The 18,452-nt window shown below is 72.7% G+C and carries 16 protein-coding genes and 1 pseudogene; 11 read left to right on the forward strand and 6 right to left on the reverse strand.

Features of this window, described 5'->3' with window-relative positions; translation table 11 throughout:
- Positions 1 to 7 precede the first annotated feature (7 nt).
- Both ACH47Z_RS34050 and ACH47Z_RS34055 read right to left on the reverse strand, forming a co-directional pair.
- Positions 8 to 1,195 (reverse strand): ROK family protein, encoded by a 1,188-nt coding sequence (locus ACH47Z_RS34050; RefSeq protein ID WP_399080694.1) that lies wholly within the window; start codon positions 1,193 to 1,195, stop codon positions 8 to 10.
- 170 nt (positions 1,196 to 1,365) lie between these two features.
- Positions 1,366 to 3,165, reverse strand: coding sequence for a M4 family metallopeptidase (locus ACH47Z_RS34055; protein WP_399080696.1), 1,800 nt, complete (start codon positions 3,163 to 3,165; stop codon positions 1,366 to 1,368).
- Between the two features lie 312 nt (positions 3,166 to 3,477).
- Here ACH47Z_RS34055 and ACH47Z_RS34060 point away from each other — a divergent pair, with 312 nt between their 5' ends.
- The 4 genes and pseudogenes from ACH47Z_RS34060 to ACH47Z_RS34075 all read left to right on the forward strand — a co-directional run.
- Entirely contained in the window at positions 3,478 to 4,644 is a 1,167-nt protein-coding gene (locus ACH47Z_RS34060) for a serine hydrolase domain-containing protein (protein ID WP_399080698.1), read from the forward strand.
- Positions 4,645 to 4,670: 26 nt separating this feature from the next.
- Complete coding sequence (locus ACH47Z_RS34065) at positions 4,671 to 5,951, forward strand: CAP domain-containing protein (RefSeq protein WP_399080700.1); 1,281 nt, start codon at positions 4,671 to 4,673, stop codon at positions 5,949 to 5,951.
- A gap of 56 nt (positions 5,952 to 6,007) precedes the next feature.
- Positions 6,008 to 6,685 (forward strand): AIM24 family protein, encoded by a 678-nt coding sequence (locus tag ACH47Z_RS34070; protein WP_399080702.1) that lies wholly within the window; start codon positions 6,008 to 6,010, stop codon positions 6,683 to 6,685.
- A gap of 133 nt (positions 6,686 to 6,818) precedes the next feature.
- Positions 6,819 to 7,243: pseudogene (locus ACH47Z_RS34075) on the forward strand (polyprenyl synthetase family protein); the annotation flags it as partial.
- Here ACH47Z_RS34075 and ACH47Z_RS34080 read toward each other — a convergent pair.
- The gene (locus tag ACH47Z_RS34080) at positions 7,216 to 7,344 is read right to left on the reverse strand and encodes a hypothetical protein (RefSeq protein WP_399080900.1); all 129 of its coding nucleotides are present in this window, start codon (positions 7,342 to 7,344) and stop codon (positions 7,216 to 7,218) included. The pseudogene ACH47Z_RS34075 and the gene ACH47Z_RS34080 sit on opposite strands and share 28 nt — an antisense overlap.
- 88 nt (positions 7,345 to 7,432) lie before the next feature.
- Between ACH47Z_RS34080 and ACH47Z_RS34085 the strand changes: the two genes are divergently transcribed.
- The 5 genes from ACH47Z_RS34085 (at position 7,433) to ACH47Z_RS34105 (ending at position 13,061) form a co-directional block, all read left to right on the forward strand.
- Positions 7,433 to 8,392: a threonine/serine dehydratase gene (locus tag ACH47Z_RS34085; protein WP_399080704.1), complete on the forward strand. Its 960-nt coding sequence runs from the start codon at positions 7,433 to 7,435 to the stop codon at positions 8,390 to 8,392.
- A gap of 144 nt (positions 8,393 to 8,536) precedes the next feature.
- Positions 8,537 to 10,153, forward strand: coding sequence for a serine/threonine-protein kinase (locus ACH47Z_RS34090; RefSeq protein WP_399080706.1), 1,617 nt, complete (start codon positions 8,537 to 8,539; stop codon positions 10,151 to 10,153).
- A 50-nt stretch (positions 10,154 to 10,203) separates the two neighbouring features.
- Positions 10,204 to 11,175, forward strand: coding sequence for an LLM class F420-dependent oxidoreductase (locus tag ACH47Z_RS34095; RefSeq protein ID WP_399080708.1), 972 nt, complete (start codon positions 10,204 to 10,206; stop codon positions 11,173 to 11,175).
- A 121-nt stretch (positions 11,176 to 11,296) separates the two neighbouring features.
- A complete protein-coding gene (locus ACH47Z_RS34100; RefSeq protein ID WP_399080710.1) occupies positions 11,297 to 12,355 on the forward strand; it encodes a hypothetical protein in 1,059 nt (352 codons plus the stop codon).
- A 292-nt stretch (positions 12,356 to 12,647) separates the two neighbouring features.
- On the forward strand, positions 12,648 to 13,061 hold the full coding sequence (locus tag ACH47Z_RS34105; protein ID WP_399080712.1) for a VOC family protein: 414 nt from the start codon (positions 12,648 to 12,650) through the stop codon (positions 13,059 to 13,061).
- On the opposite strand, the gene ACH47Z_RS34110 is transcribed toward ACH47Z_RS34105, so the two are convergent.
- Both ACH47Z_RS34110 and ACH47Z_RS34115 read right to left on the reverse strand, forming a co-directional pair.
- Positions 13,058 to 13,597 (reverse strand): DUF6328 family protein, encoded by a 540-nt coding sequence (locus ACH47Z_RS34110; protein WP_399080714.1) that lies wholly within the window; start codon positions 13,595 to 13,597, stop codon positions 13,058 to 13,060. The genes ACH47Z_RS34105 and ACH47Z_RS34110 overlap by 4 nt on opposite strands.
- A 51-nt stretch (positions 13,598 to 13,648) precedes the next feature.
- Complete coding sequence (locus ACH47Z_RS34115; RefSeq protein WP_399080716.1) at positions 13,649 to 14,632, reverse strand: aldo/keto reductase; 984 nt, start codon at positions 14,630 to 14,632, stop codon at positions 13,649 to 13,651.
- Positions 14,633 to 14,783: 151 nt separating this feature from the next.
- Here ACH47Z_RS34115 and ACH47Z_RS34120 point away from each other — a divergent pair, with 151 nt between their 5' ends.
- Complete coding sequence (locus tag ACH47Z_RS34120) at positions 14,784 to 16,523, forward strand: cholesterol oxidase substrate-binding domain-containing protein (protein ID WP_399080892.1); 1,740 nt, start codon at positions 14,784 to 14,786, stop codon at positions 16,521 to 16,523.
- Here the strand turns inward: ACH47Z_RS34120 and ACH47Z_RS34125 are convergent, their stop codons facing one another.
- Positions 16,524 to 17,411 (reverse strand): SDR family oxidoreductase, encoded by an 888-nt coding sequence (locus tag ACH47Z_RS34125; RefSeq protein WP_399080717.1) that lies wholly within the window; start codon positions 17,409 to 17,411, stop codon positions 16,524 to 16,526.
- A gap of 139 nt (positions 17,412 to 17,550) precedes the next feature.
- Between ACH47Z_RS34125 and ACH47Z_RS34130 the strand changes: the two genes are divergently transcribed.
- Positions 17,551 to 18,450 (forward strand): LysR substrate-binding domain-containing protein, encoded by a 900-nt coding sequence (locus ACH47Z_RS34130; protein ID WP_399080719.1) that lies wholly within the window; start codon positions 17,551 to 17,553, stop codon positions 18,448 to 18,450.
- The last annotated feature ends 2 nt before the right edge of the window (positions 18,451 to 18,452 follow it).

Here is an 18,452-nt window from a genome sequence, read left to right on the forward strand (position 1 = left end):
GGGCGGCTCAGCCCTTTCGGTTTCCGGGGGGCTGGGTGATGAAGGACTGGATCGCGGCGGCCGCGGCGCCACGGGCCCACTCCTCGAAGGGCAGCGGGCGGGTCAGGACGTCGCACCGGGCGGCGGAGCCGAAGGCGGCCGTGGTGAACGCCTGGCGGATGTGGTCGGCGAAGAGGTCGTAGGCGGCGAGCCCCTCACCGGAGATGATCACGCGCTCGGGGCCGAGCAGATTGGCCACGGTGGCGATGCCCCGGCCGATGGCGTCCCCGGCCCGCGCGTACACCTCCCGCGCCCCGGGCACGCCGTCACGCGCGAGGGCCACCGCCTGTGCGCTGTCGGCGATATGGCGGTCCGTCGCCTCTGCCATGCGGGCGAGGATCGCGGACTCGCCGGCGATCGCCTCCACACAGCCCCGGTTGCCGCAGTGGCACTCGGGTCCGGCGGGGTCCACGACGACATGCCCGATCTCCCCGGCCACTCCGTGGGCACCGGCGACCACCTGCCCGTGCACGACGAGTCCGCAGCCGATGCCCGTGCCGACGGTCACGAGGGCGAAGCCGGGGAGTCCGGCGCCGGCGCCGAACCACTGCTCGGCGACGGTCAGGGCGCGCACGTCGTTGTCGACGGTGACCGGCAACCCGGTGGTCATGCCCGCGAGTTCGGCGAGGGGTACGTCGTACCAGTCCAGGAAGGGCGAGTAGCGTACGACGCCCTTGGCGCGGTCGACAGCGCCGGAGACCGCGATGCCGAGCCCGGCGACCGGCGCGTCCGACTCGGCGGCGTGGGCGAGGAGTTCCTGGACGAGGCCGGCGATCGAGGCCAGCGCGGCTCCGGGTTCCGGGTCCGGCAGGGGCCTGCGGCGGGCGAGGCGGATACGGCAGCACAGGTCCGCCAGGACGGCGATCAGCTCGGTGCCGGTGACCTTCACACCGAGGAACAGGGCCCGTTCGCCGTTGACCCGGACCAGGCTGGCGGGCCGGCCGGGGGCGGCGCGGGCCTCCTCGTCGGCGCCCTCCGCCAGATAGCCGGCGGCCAGCAGCGGTCGTACGGCCTTGGTGACCGCGGCCGGGGACAGACCGGCCCGGCGGCCCGCCTCCAGGCGGGTCAGCGGGCCGTGGGACAGCACCGCCGTGAAGACCTGTGAGACGGCCGGCGTGTGCGCGGGGAACGTCTCGGCGTGCGGGGTCGAGCGCATGGCCGGGAACCTATGGCCGTTATTTTCCGCTGTCAATAAAAGAAACAAGGGCTGTTACGGAGGCAGTTGGGACACCTGCGCGCGCCGGGCAGCGCGCTCGGCCCCGGACATGCGGATGCCCCGCGCGGGGCGGGGCATCCAGGGGTACGGCAATCCGTTCGACGGTGGTGTCAGTGACGGGCGGCCGGCGTGTTGGCGGCGGTGACGTTGACCGCGGCCCACGCGTTGTCCACCGTCTTGTACTCGGTGCTGTTCGCGCCGTAGAGGTCCTTGGCCGCCTTCAGCGTCGCGATGCGCGCGTCGTGGAAGTCGGTCGTGGAGACCATGTAGCGGGTGAGCGCACGGTAGAAGATGGCGGTGGCCTTGGCGCGGCCGATGCCCTTGACCGTGGCGTGGTTGTAGGTCGGCGAGTCGTAGGCGACGCCGTTGATCGTCTTCTTGCCGCTGCCCTCGGCGAGGAGGTAGTAGGCGTGCGAGGAGACACCGGAGCCCGCGTGCACCTCGGTGTAGTAGGTGTCCGTCGACCAGTAGTCGATCGTGTGCTCGAGCTTGTCGAGCGACGGGTGGTCGAGGCGGCGCAGGAACTTCTGCGCGAGGCCCAGCTTCTCGCCGATCAGGTAGTCCGGCGTGTCCTTGGGGTTGTTGGCGTAGAACTCGACGTTCGAGCCGAAGATGTCCGCGAGGGACTCGTTCAGCGCGCCGGGCTCGCCGTACTGGTTGCCCTTGGGGTCGACATACGTCGGCTGCAGCTTGGCGGTGGCGTCGACGACACCGTGGGTCAGCTCGTGACCGGTGACGTCGAGGACGACGAGCGGCTTCTTGAAGGTCTTGCCGTCGCCGTCGCCGTACAGCATGCAGGTGCAGGTCGGGTCCCAGAAGGCGTTGGCGACCTTGCTGCCCCAGTGGACCATGCCCTGGGCGGCCCTGCTGTTGTCGGCGATGCCCTTGCGGCCGAAGGCGGCCTTGTAGAAGTCCAGGGTCTTGGTGATGCCGTACTGGGCGTCCGCGGCGGCGCTGGCGCGGTTGCCCGTGGTGCCGTTGCCCCACACGTCGGTGGTGCTGGTGAACGCCGAGCCCGCGCTGAACTTCTCGGTGTACGTGCCCTTGGCGTCGCGCGTCTCGGTGCCGTACCGGCTCGGGTCCTTGAGCCGGTAGTGCCCCTTGGAGGTGGCCGTGGTGGTCAGGCCGACGCTGCCCACGAAGAGGGTCTTGCCGGTGCCCTTCGCGGGCGAGGGGTACCGGGTGACGCCGGAGACGCCGGAGACGCCGGAGCCGAGCAGGCCGGCCTCGGGGGCGCCGGAGGCGGTGCCGGTGGCCGGGTCGAGCGTCTCGCCGTTCTGGCGCAGGTTGTCGAGCAGCTTGGGCGACAGGAACTCGTCGCTGTCGGGGGTGTTGCTGCGCACCTTGCCGGTGACGGCGTCGATGACGACGGTGTTGGTGCCCTGCTGGTCGGTCACCGTCACCTGGTAGGCGAGGGCGGAGGCGCCGCCGCGGGCGTCGACGACGAGCGTGGCGCTGCCCGCGTCACCCTGGGCGACCTGGGCGGCCCTGGCGGCGGCCTGGTCCGCGGTCAGCTTGGCCCGAGCTGCGGTGGCCGGCTTGACGGCGCGGTCGGCCGCGCTGGTCACGCCGGTGTAGGCCAGTGTGCGGTCGAGGTGGACGACGAGGTCGCCGCCGAGCACCGGCATGCCGTTGTGCGTCCGGACGAAGCGGACGTGCCGGGCACCCTCCGGGTCGATCATGACGTCCTGGGCGTGCAGTTCGTCGCCCTGCGAGACGCCGGTCGCCGAGGCGTTTGCGAAGGCCGCGGTCTGCGCCGCCTTCACCACCGCCGAGGCGTTCGTGCCGGCGGACGCGGCGGACCGCTCCACCCCCGTGTCGGACCCCGCGAAGGCCGTACCGGCCAGGCCCGTGGCGGCGGTCGTCACCGCGATGGCGACGGCGACGCCGCGTATGTGCGGTCTACGCACTGATCAGGGTTCCTTCGTTCGAAGACGGCCGGGATCACCAACCGCCTTGAGACATGGCGCAGTTCGGCGCCACGGGGGGCTGGTCGGGCCCCTGAGGGGTAACCCTTACGGATCAGTCATGTGCACGTAAAGGTGGAATGATCGGTTTCGCGAACTTCTATGGAATTCCTTTACGAACGAGCGCCATAGAGTGATCGCAAACTGATCAACTGTGTGTCGACTGTGGAGATGCCGGGTCGGACCCCTTAGGTTCCAAGGCCGGGATGTGACCGACATCGCATCAGATGTCGTACGGATGGGAGTGGGTGCCGAATGGTCTCAGCAAGGGTGGGGCGGGGTGCGGTCCTCGGCGCGGTCGCGCTCTCGCTCTTCGCCGTTCCGGCGCGAGCCGCGACGGCGGAGCCGGACACGCCGGGAGAAGCGTCGCTCGCGGCGCCCGACACCGCCGGCGTGGCCGCCGCGCTGAAGCAGGCGGTGAGCGCGGGCGCGCCGGGTGCCATGGCGCTCATCGACGACCACGGCACGACGTACAAGGCGACGCTCGGCCTCGCCGACCGGAGCACCCGGCGGGCCCTCACCGCCGACGACCGGTTCCGTATCGGCAGCGTCACCAAGACCTTCTCGGCGGTCGTCCTGCTCCAGCTCGCCGACGAACACCGGCTGGCGCTCGACGCGCCGGTCAACCGCTATCTGCCGAAGCTGCTGCCGGACGACCGGATCACCGTCCGTCAGGTGCTCAGTCACCGCAGCGGGCTGTACGACTACACCAACGACATGTTCGCCGACAGCGTGTCCGGCTTCGAGGCGGTGCGGAACAAGGTCTTCACCTACCGCCAGCTGGTCGCCCTCTCCCTGAAGAAGCCCCGCACCAACGCGCCCGGCGCCGCGTACGCGTACTCCAACACCAACTTCGTCGTCGCCGGGATGCTCATCGAGAAGCTCACCGGGCAGTCCGTGCGGACCGCGTACGAGGACCGCATCTTCAAGCCCCTGAAGCTGCGCGACACGTTCTACGTCCACCCCGAGACCACGATCCCCGGCCGGTACGCCCGCGGCTACCTCACCCCCGACCGGGCAGGTACCCCGCTGGTCGACGCCACCGTCCAGACCGTGTCCTGGGCGCAGAGCGCGGGGGCGATCATCTCCAGCACGCGGGATCTCGACACGTTCTACTCCGCGCTGCTGAGCGGCAGGCTGATGTCCGCCGCGCGGCTCGGCGAGATGGAGCGGTTCGGTCCGGTGAACAGTACGACCGCGTACGGGCTCGGGCTGCGTCGGCGTGCGCTGTCGTGCGGGGTCTTCGTGTACGGGCACACCGGGATCGTGCAGGGGTACTACACGTACGCCTTCGCCACGAAGGACGGTTCGCGGAGTCTTGCGGCGGTCGCGAACACGTCCAACAACGAGGGGGTGCAGAGTGCGATGGGGGGCGTGCTGGAGTCCGCGTTCTGCGGGAAGCAGGGGAAGGCCAAGGGGTAGGGGGTTCTCGCCGTAGATTGGCTTGTGTGACACGCGAGTTGACGGCTGGAGGGAATCTGGTCCTGCCCGAGGGCGCCGTGCGGCTTCGGGTGGCCGGCGAGTTCGATGTGTCCGCCCTCGTCACGGGGGCGGACGGCAGGGTCGGGTCCGACGCCGACTTCGTGTTCTACAACCAGCCCCAGGCGCCGGGTGTCCAGTTGCGCGGTGACACCCTGGCCGTCGAACCGGGGCGACTACGGGCCGGCGCGTGTCGCGTCACCGTCGTCGTGAGTGCGGCCGAGCCCGGTACGCCGCTCGGGCGGTTGCCCGCTCCCCGGCTCGAGGTCACGGACGGGTCCGGTCGTGCCGTGGCTCGGTTCGCGCCGCCGCAACCCGGACCGGAGACCGTGCTGCTGCTGGCCGAGCTGTATCTGCGGGCAGGCACCGGCTGGAAGCTGCGGGCGATCGGGCAGGGGTACGCGGACGGGCTGGCCGGGCTCGCCCGGGACTTCGGGGTGGACGTCACCGATGACGGTTCCCCCGCCGACGGCCGCTCCCCCGCCGACGACGACTTCCTCCGACTGGTCAACTGGGCCCGTGTGCAGGCCGGTTCACCGCGGATCGCCCTCGAACCACGTCTCGTGTCCGCCGCGCGGTCGCATGCCCGGGCCATGGCGGACGCCGGGCGGCTGGGGGCCGAGGGGCGGGACGGGGTCTCGGTTCATCAGCGGATCACCGGTGCCGGGTACGCGTACATCACCGTCGGGGAGCATCTGGTCTCCGGGCCGCGCACTCCCGCCGAGTTCGTCGAGTACTGCCTGGGGTCCGAGCGGTCCCGGCGGACACTGCTCGATCCCGGGTTCCGGCATGCCGCCCTCGCCCACGCCGACGCGGGCGACCGGTACTGGACCGCCGTGTGGGCCGCTCCGCTGACCCCGGACGCGCTGGGCCGGGCGGCCGCCGAGGTCGTCGCGCTCACCAACGCCGAGCGCGGGCGGATCGGGCTGGCCCCGCTGGCCGTCGATCCGCTGCTCACGGCCGCGGCGCAGGCACACTGTGCGGACATGGTGGCCCGGGACTTCTACGACCACACCTCCCCCGACGGCGCCCAGCCCTGGGACCGGGCGGCCCGGGCCGGCTCCCGGCTGCGGACCATCGGCGAGAACATCGCCTGCGGCCAGCGTTCTCCCGCCGAGGTCGTGACGGGCTGGATGAACAGCCCCGGGCACCGGGCCAACATCCTCAAGCGCGAGTTCGGCCACATAGGCATCGGGTTCGCGGGCGGCGGCCGGGCGGGCACCTACTGGTGTCAGCTGTTCGGTGGCTGACCGGCCACTTTGCGTGATCTTGGCGGAACGAGGCCTTCCGGGACACCATGCCCGACATGAAGGGTGATCTCTTTTCCAGTGAGTACATGGTGCAGCCGGCCCTGGCGCCGGGCATGTCCGTCGAGAACGCCAAGTGCATCCGCTACGCGGTGAGCGGCGAGATGTACGCGCGCCAGGGTGCGATGGTCGCCTACCGGGGCGACCTGAAGTTCGAGCGCAAGGGCCAGGGCGTCGGCGGCATGCTGAAGCGTGCGGTCACCGGTGAGGGGCTGCCCCTCATGGCGGTGCGCGGGCAGGGCGAGGCCTGGTTCGCGCACGAGGCGCAGAACTGCTTCGTCGTCGAGGTCGAGTCCGGCGACCGGTTCACGGTCAACGGACGCAACGTGCTGTGCTTCGACCCCTCGCTGTCGTACGAGATCAAGACGGTGAAGGGGTCCGGCATCGCCGGCGGCGGGCTGTTCAACAGCGTGTTCAGCGGGCAGGGCCGGCTCGGTCTGGTCTGCGAGGGCAATCCGCTGGTCATCCCGGTCACCCCGCAGTCCCCGGTGTACGTCGACACGGACGCGGTGGTCGGCTGGACCGCGCAGCTGCAGACCTCGCTGCACCGCTCGCAGTCCATCGGGTCGATGCTGCGCGGCGGTTCGGGCGAGGCGGTGCAGCTCATGCTCCAGGGCGAGGGCTTCGTGGTGGTACGGCCGAGCGAGGAGACCCCGCAGAAGGCCCAGCAGCACTGAACCTTCCCAGACCGTTTGCGCCCCGGCCCCTGGGACACTGTTGGTCAATCCGGGGTCTGCTTCGCCGCGTGACGTAGCCGTGTGCTGCGCGTCCCAGGGTGAGAAGCCGTTCCAGGTCACCCATGACGGCCCACTGTTCGCCCAGGGCAGCAGGTTGGAGGGCGACGGGCTCAAGCACGGGCGGGAGAACTGCCGGGAGTCGGTGCGGCCCGCGCTTCAGGAGGCGGTGGGCGGGCCGCATCCGCGGGTGGCCGAGATGGCCGCGTACTCCTTCGGCTGGTCCAACGGCCGAGCCGGCGTACCGGCGGCGGTCGCCGTGGAGCTGGTGCACGGGACCAGGCGGCGCCGCCTGGCCGTGTGGAAGGCGTACGGCACGGGACCGGCCGTACTGGCCGGGGACGCCCTCTTCGCCCTCGTGGTGCGGATCCGGCCACGGCACCGCGCGGTCCCGGCGCCCTGCGGCTGCGCTCGGCGGCCCTCGCCGATCCGGCGCGCGGGCAGACCGACGACCTGCTGTTCGCCACCCGGCCTCACGCCGGCCCGGAGCGGGGGACGCCCGGCGTGCCGGAGCGGGCCGGGCGTTCCCGGTGCTGGTCGCGCTCGGCTCCCCCGCGGCCGTCGGGGAGCTGCTCACGCTGCTGGACCACCTGACGGGCCACCTGCGAAACGGTGTTGACCTGGAGAGTCCGGGCGGGTGAGGGTGCGAGGGGCGCGGTTCCCACCCCCGCGCCGGAAGGGTGAAGCACCTTGATCGGCATCTCGGACATCGAAGCCGCCGCGGAACGGATCGCCGGACACGTCGTACGGACGCCGACCGTACCGAGCCCGGGTCTGACCGCGCTGCTCCGCGTCCCGGTCACCACCAAGCTCGAACTGCTCCAGCGCACCGGCTCGTTCAAGGCGCGCGGGGCCACCGCGAAACTGCTGTCGCTGAGCGAGGCCGAACGGGCGGCGGGCGTGGTCGCGGTCAGCGGCGGCAACCACGGCATCGCCCTCGCGGTGATGGCGGCGGCCCTCGATGTGAAGGCGACCGTGGTGATGCCCCGGACCGCGCCCGCGCGTTCCATCGAACTCGCCGAGGCGGCCGGGGCGTCGGTGCGGCTGACCGACGGCATGGACAGCGCGTTCCAGCTGGTGCTCCGGCTGCGGGACGAGGGGCTGACCCTGGTCCATCCGTTCGACGACCCTGTCGTGATCGCCGGACAGGGCACCGTGGGGCTGGAGTTCGCCGAGGACGCGCGGGAGCTGACGGACGTGATCGTCAGCATCGGCGGCGGAGGCCTGATCGCCGGAGTGGCGGCCGCGCTGCGCGCCCGGCGCCCGGACGTGCGGGTGTGGGGCGTGGAGACGGAGGGCGCCGAGGCCATGTCGGCCGCGCTGAAGGCGGGCGGTCCGCTGCCGGTGCCGGTGTCCTCGCTCGCCACCACCCTGAGCGCGCCGTCCGTGTCCCAGTTGACCTACGACCATGTGTCCGCGCTGGTCGAGGAGGTGCTCGTGGTGCCGGACCGGGAGGCCGTGCAGGGCTGTCTGGACCTCGCCGACCACGCCAAGGTGTGGGCCGAGCCGGCCGCGGGCTGTCTGCTGCCGGCGGCCCGGCAGGTGCTGGCCCGGGTCGGCGACGGCGCCCGGCTGGGACTCGTGGTGTGCGGCGGCAACACGACGCCCCGGGAACTCATGGGATGGGCCGACGGGTTCGGGCTGAGGTGAGCGGTGCGGGGCCGTCCCGCAGCCGGTGAGCACGGGCGCGTCCCGGAATCCATGGAAAAGGGGGCGCATTCGGGATTTCTTTGAACGCACCCCCACGCGCCCCGCGTACCCCTGGGAGACACCGGACAGGGGTTTCAGCGAGGGATGACCATGGTCAAGGCGCACGTCTCCGCACACGAGTTGGTCGCCGGACGGTACCGGCTGCTGGAGGTCTTCGCCCGCGAGACGAACCGCCTGTGGTGGTACGCCGAGGACGTGACGGCGGAGCAGCCCCGGCTGGTGGCGCAGACCGCGCTGCCGGAGCCGTTCGACCAGGACACGGTGCGTCGGATCAAGGCCCGGGTCATCCGGACCTCGGAGACCATGCGGCTGCTGCGCCCCGGCCAGGTCGCCGCGGTCGTGGACGCCGTGGTGGAGTCCGGCACCCTGTGGACGGTCACCGAGTGGATCGACGGCACCCCGCTCACCGAACTCCTCGACCGCGAGGGCTCGTTCCCTCCGGAGCGGTCGGCCCGGATCGGCCTGGAGCTGCTCGACGTGCTCCAGGCCGCGCACGACGAGGGCATCACCCATGGCGAGCTGAGCCCTGGCCAGGTCTTCGTCCCGGAGGGCGGCCCGGTGATCGTCACCGGGTTCGGGCTGGCCGGGGCGACCCTGGTACCGCGGCTCACGGCACCGTCGTACGCCTCGCCGGAGCAGGCCCGTGACGAGCGGATCGGCCCGGCCGCCGACCTGTGGGCGCTGGGCGCGCTGCTGTACACGATGGTGGAGGGCCGGCCCCCGTTCCGGGACCGGGGCCGGCCCGAGGCCACCCTGAAGGCCGTGGACCGGCTGCCGCTGCGCACCCCGCTGCGCGCGGGCCCGCTCACCCAGGCCGTGCAGGGGCTGCTGCGGAAGAACTCGCGCGAGCGGCTGCCCCGGCAGGTGACCCGCGCGGCCCTGACCCGGGCCCTGGACGACGACGGCGACGCGGACCTGCCGACGGCCCCCGTGCCCCGGCTGCGCGGTGTCCACCCCGGCGTGCGGCTCCCCGGAGGGGTCCGGAGCAGACGGATCCTGGCCGCCGCCAGCGCGCTGGCCGTGGTCGCCGTCGCCGTGACGGCCCTGGCCGTCACCCACCAGCTGCCGGGCACCGCCACCGCGCACGCGCCGACCCACCCCACCACCTCGGAAACCTCGGGCACCCCGGCCACACCGACCACCTCAACCGGCCCGGCCGCCCCGCCCTCCGCCTCCGCGACGGCCTCGCCCCCTCCCAGCCCCAAGCCGACCGCGTCGGCGACGGCCCCGGCCGCCCTGCCCGCCGGATACCACCGCTACAGCGCGCCGGAGGGCTTCTCGGTGGCGCTGCCGGACGGCTGGAAGCGGCTGGTCACCACGCGCGTCACGGACGCCTACCGGATCACCTTCGGCGCGGGCGGCTCCTCCCCCACGCTCGCCGTCACCTACAGCGAACACGTCGGCCCGGACCCGGTGGCCGTCTGGCAGGACGACGTCGAACCGGACCTGGAGCGGCTCCCCGGCTACCAGAACGTCACCGCCGCACATGCCACCACGTACCAGGGCCACCGGGCCGCCGACCTGGAGTGGCTGTCGGGGACCGGGGACACCCGGGTGCACACGTTCGGGCGCGGCTTCCTGATCGGCGGCGGGCGCAGCTTCTCCCTGCGCTTCACCACCCCGGCCGCGACCTGGGACGACGCCGCGAACCGGCTGGCGCTGAAGACCTTCCTGGCGACGTTCCGCGCGCCGCGGGACTGACCGGCGCCGGAGCCTCGTTTCCGATCCGCCGACCTGGGGACTCGCCGCCCATGGTGCACATCGGATACACGATGATGACGGAGCAGACCGGGCCCCGGGACCTCGTGGACCACCTCGTGCGGGCCGAGGAGACCGGGTTCGACTTCTCGGTGATCTCCGACCACTACTTTCCGTGGCTGCACGCGCAGGGCCACTCCTCGTACGCGTGGAGCGTGCTGGGCGCCGCCGCCCAGGCCACCTCGCGGATACCGCTGATGACCTATGTGACCTGCCCCATCCTCCGCTACCACCCGGCGATCGTGGCGCAGAAGGCGGCCACCGTGCAGCTGCTGTCGCGGGGCAGGTTCCGGCTCGGACTGGGCGCGGGCGAGAACCTGAACGAGCATGTGGTGGGCGGCGGCTGGCCCCCGGTGGACGTGCGCCACGAGATGCTCGAGGAGGCCGTGAAGATCATCCGCGCGCTGTTCGCCGGCGGTCATGTCACCCACCACGGACAGCACTACGACGTGGAGTCCGCCCGGTTGTGGGACCTGCCGGAGCAGCCGCCGCCGATCGGCATCGCCGTCTCCGGCGAGCAGTCCTGCGCGCTGGCCGGGCACCTCGCCGACCTGGTCATCGCGACGGAACCGAAAGCGGAACTGCTGGCGGCCTTCGACCGGCACGGCGGCGGCGGAAAGCCCCGCGTCGGCCAGCTGCCGGTGTGCTACGACCCCGACCGGGACACGGCCGTCAAGCGCGCCCACGCCCAGTTCCGCTGGTTCGGGCTCGGCTGGAAGGTGAACGCCGAGCTGCCGCACCCGGACTCCTTCGAGTCGGCGACGCGGTTCGTGGACGAGGACGACGTGGCCGCCGCGATCCCGTGCGGTGACGCCCCGGACGCCTTCGTCGAGGCCGTACGGCCCTACGCCGAGGCCGGGTTCGGGGAGATCGCGCTCGTGCAGATCGGCGGCGACACGCAGCCCGCGTACCTGGACTGGTCGGCGAGGACCCTGCTCCCCGCGCTGCGGGAGGCCTTCGGCTGACAGTCGCCGGCCGCGCCCGCACGGGTCTGGCAAAGCATGGTCAATGCGGCCATATAGGCTTTCCTGTCCGCGCCCGCTTCCGGGTGCGGTCCCTCGAGCCATCCTTGCAGGAGAGTCATCCGTGACCCTGGTCATCGACCCGTCCGAGACGTCCGAGGCATCCGGGACGTCCGCCCCGGCCGCCGCGCCGCTGTCCGACCTCGTGGCGCGCGACGCCCGTGAGTTCGGCGTCTACGCGCGCACCGGAGGCTGGGCCTTCGCGCTGATGGTGGCCCGCAGTGTGCGGCCGGGCGGGCAGGCCGCCGGTGAGACGCCGAAGGTGTCGGCGAAGGAGTTCGCGCAGCTGGCCGGCTGCTCCCCGGAGCGGGTCATGCGCTACTACAAGGCATGGGACCGGGCCGCCGACGACGGACTCGTGCCGCAGTTCGAGACCCTCGAGCCCGGGCAGGACGTCGAACTGCCGGACGCGGACGTGTGGTTGACCTACTACGTCTCCCGTAACAGCGCCGCCTCCGAGCGCGGCACCGCGATCGCCGAGGCCGCCGAGGCGGAGGGCATCCGCCCGACCAAGGCGCTGGAGGTCGCCGAGAACCCGACCGCCCTGCGCGCCGCCATCCTCGCCGACCCCTCCACCGCCCGCGCGGCCCGCACCGCGCTGCTGGACCGGCTGCGGGAGGACCCGGACCTCCAGGCCGAGCTGGCGCGGGACGTCGTCCGCACCGACGACCTGAAGAAGGCCGTCGCGACCGAGAGCCGGGCCGCCGACCGGATCGGCTACGTCCGCCAGATCGCCGAGTCCGGGCAGTTCAGGACCCCGGCCGGGCAGACCGTCGAGGCCCCGGCCGAGCTGCGCGAGGAGGCCGAGCGGCATCTGTCGCTCATCGACGAGCTGGAGGACACCGAGGACACCGGCGAGTGGGCCACCGAGGCCTACGACACCATGAAGTCGCTCGTCGCCGAGGCGGTCGAGGCCGACCCCGAACTGCGCGTCCAGGAACGGCGGACCAGGTTCTACAACAGCCTGCAGAAGGCCACCAAGGCGTTCGAGGAGCTGACCTTCGACGACGCCCAGGACTTCTACGAGGACGACATGGTCCAGCGCCTGGAGGACCTCCAGCAGGCCATCGGCAGCTGCCTGACCGCGCTGCGCGGAGCGCGTGGGGAGCAGCCGCGGGGCTGAGTGGTGCCCATCCCGCGCCGCGCCGTGTGCCGTCCGTCGTGTTCGCGGGCGTGGCCGCCTCCACGACCGCCGGCTGCGGGCTCTGGAGGGCGTTGCCCCGGCCGGTGGTGATCGGTAGGGTCGGCCGGGTGACTGCCGGGTCGGCCATGGGCCACACACGAGTGAGGTTCCCGGCCTCGGCGTGAGCGCGAGGCGGGCGCGAGGCCCGCCGTCGTCTCCGAGTGCTCCTGCCCCGGTGCCCGCAGCGGCACCGCTCCCCACGGACCTCGAGACCCGAAAGACGCCTCCACCCATGCAGACCACCGCACAGCACACCCCGGCGACCACCGTCCGGCTCGACCACACCGCCGTCCTCGCGCGGGACCGGCAGTTGTCCGCGGAGTTCATCGCCGCCGTCCTCGGGCTGAGGGTCGGCGCCCCGTTCGGGCCGTTCCTGCCGGTCGACCTCGGCAACGGGGTCACACTCGACTACTACGAGCGGCGCGACGAGCCCATCCAGCCGCAGCACTACGCCTTCCTCGTGCCCGAGGAGCGGTTCGACGGCATGATCACCCGACTGGAGGCGCTCGGCGTCACCTACTACGCCGATCCCCACCACCGCGAGCCTGGGCGAGTCAACCGTCTCTTCGGCGGCCTTGGCGCGTACTTCGCCGACCCGTCCGGGCACAACATGGAGATCATGACGCGGCCGTACGTCCGCCCCTAGCCGCGTCCGGGTCCCGGGCCTCCCGGCGGCAGGCCGGGGGCCCGGTCGTCCGGGCGGACCGTGTGCCGGCGGCGGGCCCACAGGGGCAGTCCGTACCAGCAGACCAGGTACCAGGCGACGACGGCCGCGACCAGGTAGGGCACGAAGCCCCCGTGCGTGGCGACCCGGAGGATCAGCAGCAGGGCGGAGGTCATCGTCGCGAGGAGCAGCGCCAGGCCGACGAACGTCAGCCGGGACGCCAGCCGTACCGCCCGCGGTTTCACCCGGAAGCCGGAGACGATGCGGTGCAGGGACACCGGTCCGACGAGGGCACCGGTCGCGCAGGCGCCCAGGACGACGGTCACGATGTAGATGACCCGGTCGCTGTGGGGCAGCGTGGCGTACCTGGGCTGGAAGGCGACGGTCAGCAGGAAGCCGAACAGGATCTGCACGCCCGTCTGGGCGACCCGGACCTCCTGGATGAGCTCGCCCCACATCCGGTCGGCCCGCTCCTCCTCGGTCTCGTGCCGCCCCCTGCGCCGTCCTGCCTCCGCCATGCGGTCCGTGTAACCGCCCGGCCGTTCGTTCAAACAGGTGCCATGGGGTGACTACCAGCGCCCCTCGACCTGGTCCTTGATCCGGCGCTCGTACAGCTCACGGACCGCGGTGAACGTCTCCCCGGGCAGCGGCGGCAGCTTGGCGGCGGCCGCGTTGGCGCGGGCCTGCTCGGGGGTGCGGGCACCGGGGATGACCGTCGTCACGCCGTCCTGCTCGACGATCCAGCGCAGCGCCAGCTGGGCCGGGGTGTACCCCTCGGGGGCGAGCGCGGCGAACTCGGCGGCCGCCTCGACACCGGTGTCGTAGTCGACGCCGGAGAAGGTCTCGCCCTGGTCGAAGGCCTCGCCGTGCCGGTTGTAGGTGCGGTGGTCGTTGGCGGCGAACACGGTGTCCTTGGTGTACTTCCCGGACAGCAGGCCGGAGGCGAGCGGCACGCGCGCGATGATGCCGACCCCGGCCTCGCGGGCGGCCGGCAGCACCTCGTGCAGGGGCTTCATCCGGAACGGGTTGAGGATGATCTGCACGCTCGCCACGTTCGGCCGGGTGATCGCGGTGAGCGCCTCGGCGCAGGTCTCCACGCTCACCCCGTACGCCGCGATCCGCTCCTCCTCGACGAGGGTGTCCAGGGCGTCGAAGACCGCGTCGGAGGAGTAGACGGGCGTCGGCGGGCAGTGCAGCTGCACCAGGTCGATGCGGTCGACGCCGAGGTTGCGGCGCGAGCGGTCGTTCCAGGCGCGGAAGTTGTCCAGAACGTAGTTCTCGGGGATCTGCTCGACCCGGCGGCCCATCTTGGTGGCGACGAGCACGTGCAGGTCGGGGCGGCCGCGCAGGAACGAGGCGATGGTCTCCTCGCTGCGTCCGTCGCCGTACACGTCGGCCGTGTCGAAGAAGGTGACCCCCGACTCGGCCGCCGTCTCCAGGACGGCCAGGGCCTCCTTGTCGTCCACGTCGCCCCAGTCGGCGCCCAGCTGCCAGGTGCCGAGACCGACCACCGAGGCCCACTGGCCCGACCTGCCGAATTCGCGTTCGTCCATGGCGCCAGTGTGTCATCCGGCACCGGTCCGCGCGGAACGGGCGGCTCGGGCCCGCCTCCTGTGCGCCCCCTGCGCGTTTTTCACCCACACGGGTGATATGGGCGAACGAAAGAGCGGTGGACGTCAAGCGCACGCTTACGGTGAGCCCGTGATCGATCGTTCCGTGGACACGCCAGGCAACTCCCCTTCTCCGTACGGCGGTTCGGGTGCCTTCAGCCGTCGCGGTCTGCTGCGCGGCGCCGCTGCGCTGGCCGCCGTGCCGGTGCTGCTCGAGGCCGACCCGGCGGTGGCCGCGGCCGAACTCCCCGGGTTTCCGGCCGAGGTGAGGCTCTACCGCTCGGCCTACCGCAACTGGGTGGGTGAGATCACCGCCGACGGGCTGTGGGCCTGTGCCCCGACCGGACCGGATCAGGTGCTCGCCGTGGTGAACTGGGCCTGGCGCAGCGGCTGGCGGGTCCGGGCAAGGGGCCGCTCGCACGGCTGGTCGCCGCTCACGATCACCGAGGGGACGACGGCGGGGACGCGGACCGTGCTGGTCGACACCGCTCCCCATCTGACCGGCCTGGCCCTGGAGTCCGGCTCGGCGGTCCGCGCCGGCACCGGGGTGACCCTGGAGGCCCTGCTCACCTTCCTGGAGGGGCACGGACTCGGGCTCACGGCGACACCCGCGCCGGGCGATCTGACCCTCGGCGGCGCCCTGGCGATCGACGCGCACGGCACCGCCGTACCGGCAGACGGCGAACGCCCGCCGCCGGGGAGCACGTACGGCTCGCTCAGCAACCGTGTCCTGGAGCTGACGGCGGTGGTGTGGGACGCGGACAGCGGGGCGTACGTGTTGCGGACGTTCCGTCGCGAGGAGGCGGACTGCGCCGCGCTGCTCACCCACCTCGGCCGGGCCTTCGTCACCGAGGCGGTGCTGCGGGTCGGCCCGGACAGCACCCTGCGATGTGCGAGCCGTACCGACATCGCGGCCCGCGAACTGTTCGCGGCGCCGGGCTCCGGCGGGCGCACCCTGGAGCGCTTTCTGCGCCGCTCGGGCCGTGTCGAGGCGATCTGGTTCGCCTTCACCGAGTTCCCGTGGCTGAAGGAGTGGAGCGTCACACCGGTACGGCCGCCCGGCGCACGACACGTCACCTCGCCGTACAACTACCCGTTCTCCGACAGCGTGCCGACGCCGGTGGCCGACCTGGTGGGCCGGCTGGTCGCGGGCGCGGGCTGGTATCTGGCGCCGGAGGTGGGCACCGCGCAGCTCACGGTGGCCAGGCTGGGGTTGGCGGCCACGGACTCGGCCGACCTGTGGGGGCCGTCGAAGAACACCCTGCTGTATCTGCGGCCGACCACGCTGCGGGTGACCGCGAACGGGTACGCGGTGCTCACCTCACGGGCCGGGGTGCAGCGGGTGGTGCACGAATTCACCGGCCGCTACCGGGAGTTGCTCGCCGCGTACGCCGCGCGGGGCCGCTTCCCGGTCAACGGCTCGGTGGAGATCCGGGTGACCAGCCTGGACGACCCGGCCGACGCGGGCGTTCCCGGTGCGCGGACCCCGCTGCTGTCGGCGGTGCGGCCGCGCGCGGAGCGTCCCGAGTGGGACACCGCGGTGTGGCTGGACGTGCTGACGCTGCCCGGCACGCCGCATGCGGAGGCGTTCCTGCGCGAGCTGGAGCGGTTCCTGTTCGGCACCTACGACGGCCGGTACGCCCTCGCCCGCGCGGAGTGGTCCAAGGGCTGGGCGTACACCGACGGCTCCGCCTGGAGCGACGCGGAGGTGCTCGGCACGGTCGTGCCGGGCACCTCCGGCCGGCAGGTGTGGACCCGGGCGGTCGCGACCCTCGACCGCCTCGACCCGCACCGGGTGTTCGGCAATGCCTTCCTGGACCGGCTGCTTCGCTGACTAGGCCTGGAAGTAGTGGCCCTCGTCCAGGTCCGCGAGGAGTCCCGCCTCGCGTGGCTCCCAGCCGAGCAACGTGCGGGTCAGCGCGCTGGAGGTGGGGTTGTCCACCGCGATCCACCGGCCGAGGAAGCCGAAGTGGTCGTACGCCCGCTCGGCCGGGATCCCGGTGACCGGCATGCCCAGATGCCGGCCGATGACCTCGGCGATGTCCCGGTACGGCACCCCTTCCTCGTCCGTGCCGTGGAGTCGGCTGCCCGCCGGTGCCTTCTCCAGGGCCAGCCGGAACAGCCGGGCGGCGTCGTACCGGTGGACGCCGGGCCAGCGGTTGGCGCCGTCACCGACGTACGCCGAGACGCCCTTCTCGCGGGCGATCGCGATCAGGCGCGGCACATAGCCCTGGTCGCCGCGGCCGTGCACGCTCGGCGCGAGCCGGACCAGCGAGCTGCGCACGCCGCGTTCGGCCAGCGCGACGGCCGCTTCCTCGGAGGCGGTCCGGTGGGTGCCCGGCGCGGGCCCGTACTCCTCGGTGACGAGGCGGCCCACCGCGGCGATCGCCGTGCCCGACGTGGCCACGAAAGGCCGGTCGGAGCCCGCGAGCGCGGCGCCCATCGCCTCGATGGCGCGCAGGTCGGCGGCGCCCGCGGCGTGGGGGTCGGTGCCGCCGTGGATGGCGGCGAGGTGGATGACGCCGTCGGCCGCGGCCGCCGCACGGGCCAGGCCCTCGGGGTCCTCCAGGCTGCCCCGGTGGACCTCGGCCCCGGCCGCCTTCAGCGCGACGGCGCCGTCGTCCGAGCGGGCGAGGCCGACGACCTGGTGGCCCGCGCCGATCAGTTCGGGAACGACGGCGGAGCCGATGAACCCGGTGGCACCGGTGACGAAAACACGCATGCGGATGTGCTCCTCGGATGCTGGGTGGACGTGACTCCATCGTTCGGCCACCGGGCCGGCCGCGTCCAAGGCCTGTTCCGCACAGGGCGATACACCTGAGGCATCACACCAGGTCGGGAAGGGAACGTACGCTGGCGCCATGGACGGACCGGCAGGCACCACCGACCTCGATCTGCGACTGGTGCGGTACTTCACCGTCGTCGCCGAGCACCGGCACTTCGGGCGTGCCGCCACCGCGCTGCACATCACCCAGCCGTCGCTGAGCCGTCAGGTGCGCCGCCTGGAGCAGGTGCTCGGAGCCCGGCTGCTCGACCGGACCCCGAGCGGCACCCGGCTCACCGAGGCGGGCGAGGCCTTCCTGCCGCGGGCGAGAGCCCTGCTGCGCGCCGCGGCACAGGCGGCCGCCGTGGCCCGCGCCGCCGCCGAGCCCCACCGGATCACCATCGGGTACGCCACCGGGGTCTACGTCACCCCGGCCGTGCGCGAGCTGCGGCGCGGGTTCCCGGACGCCGACGTACGGACCGCGCACATGCACTGGCAGGAGGCCCGCGAGGCGCTGCTCGAGCACCGCGTGGACGCGTTCGTGGCCCGGCTGCCGTTCCCGGTCGAGGGCCTGCGGGTGACGGTCCTCTACGACGAGCCCCGCGTCCTCGTCGTCCCGGTCGGCCACCGGCTGGCCGGCAAGGAGTCGGTCACCCTGGACGACATCGCCGACGAGCCGCTCCCCCGGGTCGGGGACCCGGTCCGCGACGCGTTCTGGCGCATCGACCCACGGCCCGACGGGCGCCCGGCACCCGACGGGCCGTACGTCGACGACTTCGAGGACAAGTTCGAACTCGTCGCCTCCGGACGGACGCTGGCGATCACGGCGGGCGTTCCGGGCCTGCAGATCCGCCCGGACCTGACCACGGTCCCGCTGCACGGCGTCAAGCCCAGCCAGGTCGTCCTGGCGACCCGCGCGGGCGACGACGGCCGTCTGCTCGCGGCCTTCCGCACGTCCGCCGAGGCCCTGCTCACCGGGCCGGGCGAGGATCGCTGAGC

The sequence above is a fragment of the Streptomyces sp. NPDC020192 genome (genome assembly GCF_044388685.1).
In the GTDB taxonomy this organism is placed as follows: Bacteria; Actinomycetota; Actinomycetes; order Streptomycetales; family Streptomycetaceae; genus Streptomyces.

Excerpts from the sequence above, each read along its gene's own strand:
- ACH47Z_RS34130 (WP_399080719.1), top strand. The coding sequence starts at position 17,551 with ATGGACGGACCGGCAGGCACCACCGACCTCGATCTGCGACTGGTGCGG.
- ACH47Z_RS34115 (WP_399080716.1), bottom strand. The coding sequence starts at position 14,632 with ATGGACGAACGCGAATTCGGCAGGTCGGGCCAGTGGGCCTCGGTGGTC.
- ACH47Z_RS34070 (WP_399080702.1), top strand. The coding sequence starts at position 6,008 with ATGAAGGGTGATCTCTTTTCCAGTGAGTACATGGTGCAGCCGGCCCTG.
- ACH47Z_RS34090 (WP_399080706.1), top strand. The coding sequence starts at position 8,537 with ATGACCATGGTCAAGGCGCACGTCTCCGCACACGAGTTGGTCGCCGGA.
- ACH47Z_RS34110 (WP_399080714.1), bottom strand. The coding sequence starts at position 13,597 with ATGGCGGAGGCAGGACGGCGCAGGGGGCGGCACGAGACCGAGGAGGAG.
- ACH47Z_RS34050 (WP_399080694.1), bottom strand. The coding sequence starts at position 1,195 with ATGCGCTCGACCCCGCACGCCGAGACGTTCCCCGCGCACACGCCGGCC.
- ACH47Z_RS34125 (WP_399080717.1), bottom strand. The coding sequence starts at position 17,411 with ATGCGTGTTTTCGTCACCGGTGCCACCGGGTTCATCGGCTCCGCCGTC.
- ACH47Z_RS34095 (WP_399080708.1), top strand. The coding sequence starts at position 10,204 with ATGGTGCACATCGGATACACGATGATGACGGAGCAGACCGGGCCCCGG.
- ACH47Z_RS34105 (WP_399080712.1), top strand. The coding sequence starts at position 12,648 with ATGCAGACCACCGCACAGCACACCCCGGCGACCACCGTCCGGCTCGAC.
- ACH47Z_RS34060 (WP_399080698.1), top strand. The coding sequence starts at position 3,478 with ATGGTCTCAGCAAGGGTGGGGCGGGGTGCGGTCCTCGGCGCGGTCGCG.